Source organism: Lysinibacillus sp. JNUCC-52, assembly GCF_015999545.1.
GTDB lineage: Bacteria > Bacillota > Bacilli > Bacillales_A > Planococcaceae > Lysinibacillus.
In genome coordinates, this window is the sequence record NZ_CP065546.1 from 368550 (window position 1) to 381669 (window position 13120).

Annotated in this window: 10 protein-coding genes and 1 pseudogene; 10 read left to right on the forward strand and 1 reads right to left on the reverse strand. The window is 38.1% G+C overall.

Annotated elements, in window-relative coordinates; all coding sequences use genetic code 11:
* Positions 1-202 precede the first annotated feature (202 nt).
* The 10 genes from JNUCC52_RS02060 (at position 203) to JNUCC52_RS02105 (ending at position 12712) form a co-directional block, all read left to right on the forward strand.
* Entirely contained in the window at positions 203-2245 is a 2043-nt protein-coding gene (locus tag JNUCC52_RS02060) for a helix-turn-helix domain-containing protein (RefSeq protein ID WP_337981206.1), read from the forward strand.
* A 413-nt stretch (positions 2246-2658) separates the two neighbouring features.
* A complete protein-coding gene (locus JNUCC52_RS02065; RefSeq protein ID WP_337981207.1) occupies positions 2659-4827 on the forward strand; it encodes an acetate--CoA ligase family protein in 2169 nt (722 codons plus the stop codon).
* Between the two features lie 4 nt (positions 4828-4831).
* Complete coding sequence (locus JNUCC52_RS02070) at positions 4832-5287, forward strand: MaoC family dehydratase N-terminal domain-containing protein (RefSeq protein ID WP_172771499.1); 456 nt, start codon at positions 4832-4834, stop codon at positions 5285-5287.
* Positions 5288-5357: 70 nt separating this feature from the next.
* Positions 5358-5774 carry a MaoC/PaaZ C-terminal domain-containing protein gene (locus tag JNUCC52_RS02075; RefSeq protein WP_337981208.1) on the forward strand — a complete coding sequence of 139 codons (417 nt, stop codon included), beginning with the start codon at positions 5358-5360 and terminating at the stop codon, positions 5772-5774.
* 26 nt (positions 5775-5800) lie between these two features.
* A complete protein-coding gene (locus JNUCC52_RS02080; RefSeq protein WP_172771497.1) occupies positions 5801-6964 on the forward strand; it encodes a thiolase C-terminal domain-containing protein in 1164 nt (387 codons plus the stop codon).
* Between the two features lie 11 nt (positions 6965-6975).
* Positions 6976-7392, forward strand: a complete 417-nt coding sequence (locus JNUCC52_RS02085) for a Zn-ribbon domain-containing OB-fold protein (RefSeq protein ID WP_172771496.1) — start codon at positions 6976-6978, stop codon at positions 7390-7392.
* Positions 7393-7428: 36 nt separating this feature from the next.
* A complete protein-coding gene (locus JNUCC52_RS02090; protein ID WP_172771495.1) occupies positions 7429-8625 on the forward strand; it encodes an acyl-CoA dehydrogenase family protein in 1197 nt (398 codons plus the stop codon).
* 18 nt (positions 8626-8643) lie between these two features.
* The gene (locus JNUCC52_RS02095; protein ID WP_337981209.1) at positions 8644-9780 is read left to right on the forward strand and encodes an acyl-CoA dehydrogenase family protein; all 1137 of its coding nucleotides are present in this window, start codon (positions 8644-8646) and stop codon (positions 9778-9780) included.
* 102 nt (positions 9781-9882) lie between these two features.
* On the forward strand, positions 9883-11361 hold the full coding sequence (locus tag JNUCC52_RS02100) for an aldehyde dehydrogenase family protein (protein ID WP_337981210.1): 1479 nt from the start codon (positions 9883-9885) through the stop codon (positions 11359-11361).
* 70 nt (positions 11362-11431) lie between these two features.
* Complete coding sequence (locus JNUCC52_RS02105; RefSeq protein ID WP_337981211.1) at positions 11432-12712, forward strand: MFS transporter; 1281 nt, start codon at positions 11432-11434, stop codon at positions 12710-12712.
* 63 nt (positions 12713-12775) lie between these two features.
* Here the strand turns inward: JNUCC52_RS02105 and JNUCC52_RS02110 are convergent.
* A pseudogene (locus JNUCC52_RS02110) lies at positions 12776-13093 on the reverse strand (LysR family transcriptional regulator); the annotation flags it as partial.
* Between the last annotated feature and the right edge of the window lie 27 nt (positions 13094-13120).

Below are 13120 nucleotides of genomic sequence, written 5' to 3' on the forward strand. Positions count from 1 at the left end.
CGTATGTGCCCGCGGAAAGCGCTAGCCCGTAACGGAAATCAACTGGCAGAAATCTTCATTTAATAGGTAAGATTCCATATAAATAAACACTATCAAAAAGATAAATATAGAATATTCTGTTAACTGGTGATAAAATTACATTTATAAACATATAGTACAAGTTAAACGTTATACAGTTCGCATTTTTTTCAAGGAGGTATTCATGATAAATAAAAATGATTACGAGAATGTTGCCTTTAACCAATTGGAAATGCTTCGAAATGAAATAAATAGAACGAAAATGAATAGAAATTTATTCAATAAAATTGATAACTATTATGTACTTTGTATTTATGAACAACAGAAAATCGCAAGCAATGATCATGCGACCAAAGCTAGTACGTTGACTAAAAATGTCATCACTAATTCTTTTGTCATCTGGGATCATACCTATAAAGAGAGTGAGCAATTATTCATGAATTTACGTATTTCTTCTAGAAATCGCGTAATTACTGAAATTGCAAAAAACATCGTTTCATTTTTACTGCAACAATACGAGGACCAATTAAACGAATCACAGAAGCGAAAATCAACGCATCGTAATGCACTTCAAGTTGAAAAATATATCCATCGCATGGAGAATATGATCAAAGCTAACACTTTCCTTGGTGAAGATACAGCTTGGGAAGAGTTTTGCTCATGGTTCCAAGTATATTTAACAGAATGGGTACTTGAAGAACTAGAAAGTTTGATTGGCTATGACATGATGAACCAGATGAGCAATGAGGATTTAAATGAAGTATTTTATCAGCAAATGACGAAAAATCTATCATCAAATGATATGTTTATTTCAAAATATACAAACATCGTTAACAACTATATGACAGAGTGGTTTCATAACATTATTGAATCAATGAAGCTAGCAATTTTAACAACAGAAGAAATTGAATCTATGTTACAAATAACTACACCTAAAAATCATGATACTCTGCCTCTTAGTAAAAGTATTGCTCTCTCATTAGGGGTAGAACAACATTTACACGTCATGAATAATGCCCCTTATCAATATGTAAGGGAAGCACTTTATAAAAATAATTTTCAACGTATAGAAAATACTCCTTGGCCTACTACACCTTTATATAAAGGCAATCTAGAAGGAATTATTCAAATACGTCCATTTCAACCTAGCGAGCATTCCTTCGCCACACAATTATTGATTGAGAAAGCACAAAATCAAGCGCAAAGCTTAACAGATTTAGACGTAGATATGTTTGATGCATTATGTAGTATCTTTTTATCGAAGGCTCGTTATACTGAAGATATTATTGAAATACACTTTACTGATCTATTAATGATTCGTGGGTTAAAGCCGAAATTAGGAGGCGAAGGGAGAAGGGGTGGATATGAGCAACAACAAAAGGACAAGGTTTTGCAATCGCTTACAAAAATTCAAAGCTTATGGCTCGAATTAAATAAAGCAACGGTCTATGAAAAAGGAAAAGCTGTACAAACGCAGCTTCAAGGACGAACATTTCTTTTTGTCGATCATAATCGAAATGAGTATGATATTGCTCAATTAGATAAACATAAAACATTTACATTTACAGTTGATAAAGTTTTTACAAAGTATTTATATGGATCAGGACGGCAAATTGCCCTTTTACCTATTCAAACATTACATTATAATCCATACAGTCAAAAGTGGGAAAAAAGATTAGCAAGATATTTTAGTTGGCGATGGCGAACACAAGCAAGAAAGGGCGATTTCTTGCAACCAAATAAAATACGAACTTTATTAGAGGCAATTGGGGAAAATGTAAATGAACGCACACCATCTCGTACGAGAGACCGTTTAGAAAAAGCATTGGATCAATTGCTTGAAGACGGCGTTCTGTCTGCTTGGCATTATCATAAATGGGATGAAACGATTGCTAATAATAAGGGCTGGGTTCGACTATGGTTAGATTCAACCATTCTTGTGGAACCACCTGAAATTATCAAAGATCAGTACCGTTCTATTGAAAAAACAAAAAGTCCATCCCATTATTCAATTAATTTCCAAGACAGTGCTCAACATAAAGCAAAAGGAGTCACAATTGGCAATCAATTACGAGCGATACGTAAGCAATTTAATTTATCTCTTTTACAAGTTTCAGAGGAACTTGAAATTTCACCTTCCTATATAAGTAATATAGAAAGAGGGGTTAAAACTCCTTCGGTCAAAATTCAAAATAATATAAGTCGCTGGATGCAAAAATTTATGTAAAAATTGCATGCAAAAACTGCCTACATCTATCGAGTGTTTACGATAAATGTAGGCAGTTTTTTTTATTTGAAGCTGTATATCTTCAAATTTTTCACTTTTCCTTATTTGACTTTCAGTTGCTATTATCTTGTACTTAGCGATTTATCTATATAATGAATATTTCAGTTTTTGCTTTTATCCTTCCCATAAGTCGAGGTTATCGTGCGTAAATGTCGTGTGTAGTGTGTACAAAAAATAAAATACAAATTTTTGAACCCTTGCTATATATACGTTTCCTACATGTTTTTCTTTTTTTTACTCCTTAATAATTAAATCATTTTACATACTTTTGTTTTCAGAATATTTAAAACGCATCCATTACAATGAACAATATAATCAATTGTTTTTCTATTATTCGAAACCGAGGTGAAATAATGAATAAAGAATTGAAAGCTTACGAATCATTAGAACCATTATTTAATCCGAAGTCTGTGGCAGTACTTGGTGCTTCTACAAATCCGTATAAAATCGGATACATTCAATTGAAAGCGCTTATAGACGGCGGTTTTGCTGGAAATATTTATCCTATTAATCCGAAAGCTAGTGAAATAGAAGGCCTTACTTGTTATCCTTCCATCACAGCTGTCCCAGAGGAAGTAGATTTAGCAATATTTTGTGTAGGTGCAGAACAAATTGTGGACAATTTACAGGCATGTGCGAAGAAGAATATAAAAGCAGCCATTATATTTGCATCTGGATTTTCTGAAACTGGGGAAGAGGGCGTACTGTTACAGCAAGAGTTAGCTAACATTGCAAAGGAAAACGGTATCCGAATTATAGGACCAAACTGTGTTGGGTTAGTTAATACAACGAATGGTATGATTGGGACATTTTCACCAGCTATTTTAGCCGTGCCATTACATGAAGAAAAGGCTGTTGGCTATGTTTCACAAAGTGGTGCATTTGGTGTATTAACATATATGGCGGCAGCACAAAATGGTTTAAGCTTTAATTATTTTGCAAGTGTCGGCAACGAAATGGAAACCGAATTTTCAGATGTAGTAGAGTACATGATTCATGATCCAAAAACAAAAGTCATTACAGGCTATTTAGAAGGGGCTAAAGATACTAAAAAGCTACGACGTTTAGCAAAAGAAGCCCTCCAACTTAACAAGCCCATTGCGTTGATGAAAACTGGAAAGAGTTCAGCAGGTAGTAGAGCGGCGGCTTCACATACAGGCTCGCTTGCTGGATCAGATTTAGTTTACGATGCGTTTTTCAGGCAGAGTGGTATCGTTCGAGTTGATGATTATGAAGATATTATTACGTTTTCAAAGCTATTTTTATCTAATAGACTACCACAAGGGAAAAATACGGTATTAATTACAAGCTCAGGTGGACGAGGTATTAATGAAGCAGATCGGTGCGAAGGACTAGGATTAAATATTATTGCGCTAAGCGAAAAGACAAAGGCAGAAATTAAAAAGCATGTTCCTTCTTTCGCAAGTGCAATCAATCCAATTGACTTAACTGCAGCCGCTTCAGTAACGAATCCCGAATTATATATTGCACCACTTCGAGCGCTTGTAGCTGATCCAGAAGTTCATAATATTATCCTTACAGAATTTCCTTTGTACTGGGAGGCAGATAATCCATATTTACAAGAGTTTATTGACATATGCAAAAACTCAGATAAATTTGTCTTCATTACGACATTCCCATTAGAAGGCATGTCTGTACCTAAAGGAAAAGCTGAACTTGAGAAAAATGGCATTCCTGTCATTCCAGGTAATTTAAATCCAATCAAAGGCTTAGCAAAGCTTGTAGAATATAGCGAGAGTTATAGAAAACATCAACAAGCAACAATCCAAGAAGAGGAATTACCTAAGAAACGAATAAACATGTCACATGTAACAGGCTCGACATTAAGTGAAGCTCAAGCAACAGACATTTTAGATTTGTACGGGATTCCAACAACAAAACGAATTGTCGCTAAGACGGCCGAGGAAGCTGTTCAATTTGCGAATTCGATTGGTTACCCAGTCGTGTTAAAAGTTGATTCTGCGGATATTCCACATAAAACCGAGGCAGATGCGATTCGACTAAATGTACAATCAGCAAACGAAGTTATGAAAGCGTTTACTGATATTTATCACAATGCAAGAAACTATAAAGCAGATGCTAACATCAACGGTATTTCTGTTCAAGAGATGCTTCCTGAAGGGACAGAGGTAATTATCGGCGCAACAAAGGATCCGAATTTCGGACCAGTCGTCATGTTTGGCTTAGGTGGCATTTTCGTTGAAGTATTTAAAGATATTTCATTTAGAGTGGCGCCACTAACAAGAACCGATGCTGTTGAAATGATTGAAGAAGTAAAAGGAAAAGCGCTTCTGACAGGTGCTCGTGGAAAAGCCCATAGCGATATTGAAGCCATCATTGATGTGTTACTGAAGGTTTCGAAGCTTGTCACTGAAAATGAAGAGATTATCGAAGAATTAGATATTAATCCTTTAATCGTCTATGAAGATGGCGTAAAAGCAGCAGATGCAATGATCGTCGTGCAAAAAGATGTATTAGAGAAATCAGCAGTTAGGGGGTAAAGGTATGGATTTAGATCAAAGCTTAATAGGTTTAACAGGACCACAATATGTTTTTGAAGTCGAAAAAAGGCACATTCGTCAATTTGCCGAAGCAATCGGGGATTCTAATCCATTATATGTAGATGAAGAGTATGCAAAATCAACGATTTATGGGGGCATAATTGCACCTCCAAGCTTTCCAGTAGCGATAGGGGCTGATAGTGGGCAAGGGGTAGAGCTACCTTTGGATTATAGCCGTATGCTGCATGGCGAGCAAGAGTTCATTTATCATCGACCGATTCGCGCAGGAGATCGTTTGTCCTGTCAGATGAAAGTGACAGATGTATATGAAAAAGAAGGAAAAAATGGGCCAATGCAGTTTTTAGTAATGGATACAGAAATGAAGGATCAAGAAGGCGAGCTAGTGGTGATTAGTCGTACTAACATCATTTATCGAGCTGTAGCGAGTAGTAAAGTGTAAATAAACTGTTGAACGAAGATACTGATGTCTTCGTTCAATTTTAATCCATCATTAAAGGGGGAAAAAAATTATGCTTGAATTTAAAAGTTTACAAGAAGGACAAAAGCTTGAACCACTTGTGAAGCCTGCTGTGACAAAGGTACAGCTTGTGAAATATGCTGGTGCATCAGGGGATTTCAATCCTTTACATACAGATGATGCATTTGCTCAAAGTATCGGAATGCCAGGGGTTATTGCACATGGCATGCTTGTTATGGGCTTTCTTGGTCAATATATGATGGACCTAGCAGGTACTTCTGCTGCGCCGACTAATTTTAAAATGCGCTTTGGGGCGATGACAAAACCAGGCGATGAAATTACTTGTTCTGCTATCGTCAAAAAAGTATATAAAAACGAAGCTAAACAATTCGTCGATTTGGAACTATATGCAGAAAAAGCGCCAGGAAAAGTTGTTGGATTTGGAGAAGCAACATTACAAATGATTTAACAAATGGAAACAAGGAGGTTGGCAATATGGCTACTATTAAAGATCGCTATGCCATAGTAGGCGTAGGAGAAAGTGAACGTTCGAAAAATTCAGGTACAACACCTTTACATTTAGCATTAGATGCTGCTCGTGCTGCATTACAAGATGCAGGTTTAGAAGCGAGAGAAATTGATGGCTTTATGAGCTACTCTGAAAATGACTCTTGTACATCTCATCAATTAGCAACCTATTTAGGTGCACGACCTAAATATGTAAAAGATATTATGGGAGGCGGAAGCAGTACTGAAATGTTAATTGCGGATGCCATCGGATTAATTGAAACAGGTCAAGTGAATACCGTGTTAATTTATCGTGCCATGAATGGTCGCTCTGGCGTTCGTATGGGCGGTGGTGGCTGGGATGTCAATATGCTTCAAGGGGCAATGGATGGCGGTAGTTTTTTCATTCCTTACGGGGCTGGTGGACCAGGTCAATGGTTCGGCTTATTCGCAACGCGTCATATGCAACAAACGGGTATTACACAAGAACATTTAGGGCACGTCTGTGTTAGCTTTTATGAGCATGCGCAACGGAATCCGAAAGCCTTCTTCTATGGTAAACCGTTATCGATGGAAGAGTATTTAAAAACACCACATTTAAGCTATCCATTCACAAAACATGATTTTTGTTTGGAGTCGGACGAGGCAAATGCCATTATCGTCACATCTGCTGAGAAAGCAAAAGATTGTAAGTCAAAACCTGTTTATATTATGGGTATTGAAGCGCGACGTACCGTATCACATGCGCATTACTGGACGAATTTGGATGAAGTAGCATCGGACTTTGTTGCACCTTCTCTTTATAAAAAGGCAGGGGTTACACCACAAGATATTCAAGTAGCTTCTATATACGATTGCTTTAGTTGGGTTGTATTGCGCCAATTAGAGGCATATGGCTTTGCAGCACGTGGCGAAGTCGGTGATTTTGTTGCAAATGGCAATCTGAAAATGGGCGGTAAGCTTCCGACGAATACAGCAGGGGGCATGCTTTCTGAAGGTTATACACATGGCATGAACAATGTCCTTGAAATTGTGCGTCAAATTCGTCACGAATATAAAGGAACAGATCGTCAAGTTGAAAATTGCGAAATTGGCATTTGTACTGGCTGGTCAGGCCCAGATATTGCGGGTGCAATGATTTTAAGAAACTAGGAGGAAAAATCATGAGTTATCAAAAACCGATTCCACTTAAAACACAAGACAACCAACCATATTGGGATGCAGCTGATCGTCATGAGCTAGTCCTACAAAAATGTGAAACATGTAATTCTTATAATCACCCACCTGGTCCAGCTTGTTCAAAATGTGGAGCTACAGAACTTAGCTGGGAAAGTCAAGGTTCGGATATTACAGGAACTATCTATTCGTATGTTGTGTCATATCGCCCCTTCCTACCAGGCTTCCAAGATGATTTACCAACGATTATTGTAGTCGTGCAACTAGACAAATTGAACGAAGTAAAAATCATTGGCAATGTGCTTGCATGTCCACCAGAGGAAATTAAAATTGGCATGCCTGTAAAAATGACTTGGCAGGATATTACGGAAGATCGAGCTCTTCCACAATGGATACAAGCTTAACAGACCTATTTCGGTTTAATAGAAAGGAATGATTAGATGGATTTTTCATTTACGAAAAAGGAAGAGCAATTTCGTCAAGAGTTAAGAACTTGGCTAGAAGCGAACTTACCCGATGGATGGTTACAAGGCGAAGTGCAATTAGATAAGGAATCGAAGGAATATGAGTTATTTTTACGAGACTGGCAAAAGAAACTATATGAAGGTGGCTGGGCAGCGATTGCGTGGCCGAAACAATACGGTGGACGCAATGCAACGCTTATGGAGGAGATTGTCTATCAACAAGAAATGGTACGTGTGAAAGCACCACCGTTAATTAATTATGTAGGTCTTCATATGGTTGCACCGACTTTAATGCAAATCGGTACAGAAGAACAAAAGGAAAAATATATTGAAAAAATCATAACAGGTGAAGAAGTTTGGTGCCAAGGCTATTCAGAGCCGAATGCAGGTTCAGATGTAGCAGCTATCCAAACGACTGCTGTAAAAGATGGGGACCGTTGGATTATTAATGGGCAAAAAGTTTGGACGAGTTTCGGTCATGTAGCGGATCGTTGCTTTTTAATTACTAGAACGAATCGTTTAGAGAAAAAACATAAAGGCATTACGGTATTCCTTCTCGATATGCATCAGCCAGGGGTTGAAACTCGACCAATTGTCTCAATGGATGGTCAAAAAGATTTTAACGAAGTGTACTTAAATGATGCCATTGCGTATGATGCAGAAATTATTGGTCAAGTAGATGAAGGCTGGAAGGTGATTATTGCCCTTCTAATGCATGAACGAACTGGCATTGGTGGTCAAGTATTTACGTTAGAGCAACAATTTAATGATTTAGTTGCGCTAGCTAAAGAGTTAAATGATGACGATGAACCACTTATTAAAAATCCATTTATTCGTAAAACAATGGTGGATCTATATACGCGTTCACGTGGCTCACTATTAAACTATTATCGAAATTTAACAAAGCAATTGAAAAATGGCCATCCTGGTGCAGAAAGCTCGATGGATAAGCTACTCGTTAGTGAATTAACAAAAGAACTGTTTGCTCAAGCAATTTCGATGCAAGGTCATCATGGCGTACTATGGAAAGAAAACGCATTGATGGATCGGTCCTATTGGCAGGACAATTATTTGTACTCTTTTGGTCAGACAATTGGCGGAGGAACAAGCGAAATACAAAAGAATACCATTGCTGAAAGAATTTTAGGTTTACCAAAAGATATGGGTCGATAAAAAGCGGGGGTGTCATATATGGATTTTTCTTTAAATCAAGAACAAGAAATGTTTAGAAACTATGTACGCAAATATTTAGATGATGTCGGACAAACGAAAGTAGCCCGCGAGTTTACAGAAGGAAATACAAGCTCTTTCCAAGCGCTGTATGCTGGTTTAGCTGAACTTGGCTGTGCAAGTGTGAATGTGTCAGAGGAAAATGGTGGGATGGGACTAGGTCAGTTAGATTTAGTACCGATTTTAGAAGAGACTGGTCGTGCATTGCTACCAGGCTTATATTTAGAAACAAATGCATTAGCGGTACCACTTCTTGAGAAATTTGGTACGGAAGAACAAAAAGCAAAATATTTATCTGCTATCGCTAGTGGTGACCATACGTTTACTGTTGCGTGGTTGGAGCCTAACGGAAACTACAAGCCTTCAAATGTGAAACTACATGGTACATTGCAAGATGACGTTCTGACGTTGAATGGTGTGAAATCATTAGTACCAGACGTAGAGCTTGCTAGTAGCCTACTCGTACTAGTGCGTACTTCTGAAGGGCTAGGTGCGGAAGGAATATCATTAGTCATCGTGGATTGTGATGATGTATCACTACATGTGGAGCCTCAAAAAAATATGGATGAAACACGCTTGCTTGCCGAAGTGACTTTTAACGATGTTCAAGTTTCCAGTCAGCAAATTCTTGGCACTATCGATCATGGTTGGGATGTTTTACAAGAGGGTTTATTATCATTTAATGCAGCCCTTTGCTCATCGATTGTTGGAAGTATGGAAAAAATCGTTGAAACTGCCGTCGAATATGCAAATATTCGTGAACAGTTTAATCAACCAATTGGAAGATTCCAAGCGATTAAACATCGATTAGTCGATATGAAAATGGATTTAGAAACAGCTCGTTCATTAGCTTATTATGCCAACTGGGCGATTGAAAGTAATGCAGATGATAAAGTAGAAGCGGTTTCAAGCGCTCGATTATTTGCTACCGAGGCATTTATTAAAGTGGCATCGCAAAGTATTCAAATTCATGGTGGTATTGGGTTTACAGAAGAACTTGATTGCCATTTATACGTGAAACGCGCTCGTTTCTATGAGAATTATTTAGGAAGTACACAGCAATATTATGAACAGGCAGCAGTTGCATTAGGTTGGTAATATCAGCAAGGTGATTATCTTGCTTCTTACATATTGTAAACGCAGCATTCTCAATGTGTAAGACTGTTAGAAATCTTATATTTGAAAGGGTGGGGAAAGACATTGAAAACATTGAATAATTTGAAAGACTATCAAAATGTCATTAACGGTAAGGCAATTCCATCATCTTCAGGTAATAAAATTGATAGCTATGATCCCGCAACTGGTAAGGTGTGGGCAACTATTCCTTGTAGTACTATTGAAGATGTTGAAGCAACCGTGACGGCAGCGCGTACTGCCCTTCCAGATTGGTCAGCGCTTCCTGCTAGTGAAAGAGCAAACTATTTAAGACGTATTGGCGATATGATTTCACAATATGGCGATGAATTGGCTGAACTCGAAACAAAAGACAATGGTTGGGTTATTCGTGAAACGAAGTTTGGACTTATTCCTATCCTCTCAAGTATGTGGTATGATGCCGCTGCCGCTGCTATAAATGTTGGAAGCAAAGGCGAAACAGTCCAGCTTGGGCCAAACACAGTAGGATTTACAATGCGTGAACCTTTCGGGGTTGTCGTTGGCATTATTCCTTGGAATTCCGCATTGTGGACATTTACGGTAAAAGCAGCTGCAGCACTTGCAGGTGGGAACACAGTTATTATTAAACCTTCTGAGCTCGCAGCTGCAGCACCGCTCCGTTATGGTGAAATTATTCAGAGTATCTTACCACCTGGTGTATTAAATGTAATTTCTGGAACAGGTGCTGAAGTGGGCGATGCCCTTGTTCGTCATCCGAAGGTTAATAAAGTAAGCTTAACGGGTTCAGGAAAAACTGCGCAGGCAATTGTCCAATCTACAGCGCAACAACCTAAGTCAATGGTATTCGAACTTGGTGGGAAATCACCAAATATTGTTTTTGAAGATGCCGATTTAGCTAAAGCAGCAAGCGGTGTCACAGTAAATGGAATTTTTACTGGTAATGCAGGACAACTTTGTGTCGGAGGCTCTCGTATCTTAATTCAGCGCTCTGTCTTAGATAAAATGATTGCTCTTATGAAAGAAGAAATGGCAACACATATTCAATTAGGTAACACATTAGATATGCAAACGCCAATGGGACCAGTTGCCAATGAATTGCAATACAAAAAAGTTTGCTCGTATATTGAGTTAGGGCAACAAGAGGGTGGAGAAATCATCGTGGGTGGTCGCTATGGTGGTGCCAACTTGTTACCAGGTCAAGAGGAGCTAAAGGATGGCTATTGGATCGAACCAACCTTATTAAAAGTAGAAAGTAATAACTTGCAAGTTTGCCAGGAAGAAATTTTTGGACCAGTTGCCGTCGTAATTCCGTTTGATACAGAAGAAGAGGCACTTGCGATTGCCAATGATACAGAATTCGGACTAGGTGCGGGCGTTTGGACTTCTGATTTAAATCGTGCACATCGAATGATTCGTTCGATCGAATCTGGTAATGTTTGGGTGAATACGTATCGCATCGTTGGAACTGAACTGCCATTCGGTGGCCAAAAAGCGAGTGGTTTTGGTACAGACTCTGTACTGGAATTTACGCGTGAAAAAACATGCTATATTCAAATTGGCTAATAGGCAACGACCAATATAGAGGTATGGAAAATATAGTCGTAGGACAAGTAAAAATGAAACGGGGAATAGTATGCCACAAGCAAAAAATGGGCTATTTTATGGATGGTATATTGTTTTAACAAGCTTCTTAATTATGTTTTCGGCATTTTCCATTGTAAATTCTCTTCACAGTTTATTTCTTGTGCCGGTAACAAGCGAATTGGGCATGACAAGAACGACTTTTTCCATTGTTCTTTCTGTAGGGGGGCTAGGTGTCGCCATCGCATCACCTTTTATGGGCAAACTACTTACTAAAGGCAACATGAAGTTAATTATGTCTGTATGCGTTATTTTTGCAGGCTGTGGCTTTATGTTATATTCCTTTGCACAATCGGCAATTTATTTTGCCATCATTGCTTTTATTATAGGGGTATGTGTTGCTGGATTTTCCAATATTCCGATATCCATTATGCTGACGAATTGGTTTTATGAAAAAAAGGGGCTAGCTATGGGGTTAGCATTTGCTGGTTCAGGCGTTGGAACGGCTGCTCTTAGCCCTATTTTAACAACGTTGATTTCTAATTATGGTTGGCGAACAACATATGTGATAGCAGGTGTACTAATTATCGTCATATCGCTACCATTAATTTTATTTTTCACAAAGAAAAACCCTGCAGAGAAAGGGACAACAGCTCTTGGGGCAGAACATATCGAAGAGGAGCAAGCAAATACTACCCAATCAGGTTTAACGTTGGCGGAGGCAAAGAAATCAGGCATGTTTTGGCTATTTATTTTCGGTGTCGTATGCTTTGCCCTTGTTGCAGGCGGAGTTCAAATGCATATACCAGCTTATTTAATAGATATTGGCCATCCTGCGCTATTCGCTGGAACAATTTTCGGTCTATTATCTTTATCAAACACGGTCGGTAAACTGGTTCTCGGAGCCATTTTCGATAAATTTAGAACAACTGGTGGAATACTATTCGTAGGTGTTTGTATGACAATAGCGATGGTGTCATTGCTATTGTCAGGAGCTAAGAGCTTTGCGTTCGTATTCGCTATCGCATACGGATTTAGTATAGTTATCGCATCGATCGGCCCTCCTTTTATGACAGATGATTTGTTTGGTAAAAAAGATTTTGGTGCCATCTTTGGCTTTGTACAAATATTCTTCGTTGCAACGAGTTCACTTGGCGTAATTGTATCTGGTCTTATCTACGATCTTACGCAAAGCTATAAAGTAGCATGGATTATTTTTTTAGGATTATTTATACTTAGTGTGCTATGTATTTTACTCGCAACTAGTATGACAAAGAAAAAGCGCTTAAATGTTGAAGCGATTGTCATGGAAGAAAGTGTTGAAGGTATTTAATATTGTTCAACATGATAGAAAGAGAGTTTCCTCTAAAAGGAAACTCTCTTTTTGTTATAGCTAAATAAAATTCGTTAATTCACCAGGTAACGTACCAATAACTAATTTACCCGCTTTTAAATGTTTCAAGGCAATGATTTGATTGCTTGTATTATCAATTGCTCGAAATATATGTATACATTGCTCAAGTAATATTTTCCCAGCATCTATAATCGCAATTTTTTTCCCTATACGATCAAAAAGTGGAATGCCGAGCTCCATTTCTAATACTTTAATTTGATGGCTTAGCGTTGGTTGAGAAATATTTAATTTTTCAGCTGCCTTTGTAAAATGAAGTTCATCGCATAGTACTTTAAAGTATTCTAGCTGGCGTATTTCCATAGACGTACATTCTTTTTTTTATTTCTT

Coding starts and splice junctions, on each gene's coding strand:
- JNUCC52_RS02065 (WP_337981207.1), top strand. CDS start 2,659: ATGAATAAAGAATTGAAAGCTTACGAATCATTAGAACCATTATTTAAT.
- JNUCC52_RS02070 (WP_172771499.1), top strand. CDS start 4,832: ATGGATTTAGATCAAAGCTTAATAGGTTTAACAGGACCACAATATGTT.
- JNUCC52_RS02095 (WP_337981209.1), top strand. CDS start 8,644: ATGGATTTTTCTTTAAATCAAGAACAAGAAATGTTTAGAAACTATGTA.
- JNUCC52_RS02085 (WP_172771496.1), top strand. CDS start 6,976: ATGAGTTATCAAAAACCGATTCCACTTAAAACACAAGACAACCAACCA.
- JNUCC52_RS02105 (WP_337981211.1), top strand. CDS start 11,432: ATGCCACAAGCAAAAAATGGGCTATTTTATGGATGGTATATTGTTTTA.
- JNUCC52_RS02075 (WP_337981208.1), top strand. CDS start 5,358: ATGCTTGAATTTAAAAGTTTACAAGAAGGACAAAAGCTTGAACCACTT.
- JNUCC52_RS02080 (WP_172771497.1), top strand. CDS start 5,801: ATGGCTACTATTAAAGATCGCTATGCCATAGTAGGCGTAGGAGAAAGT.
- JNUCC52_RS02090 (WP_172771495.1), top strand. CDS start 7,429: ATGGATTTTTCATTTACGAAAAAGGAAGAGCAATTTCGTCAAGAGTTA.
- JNUCC52_RS02060 (WP_337981206.1), top strand. CDS start 203: ATGATAAATAAAAATGATTACGAGAATGTTGCCTTTAACCAATTGGAA.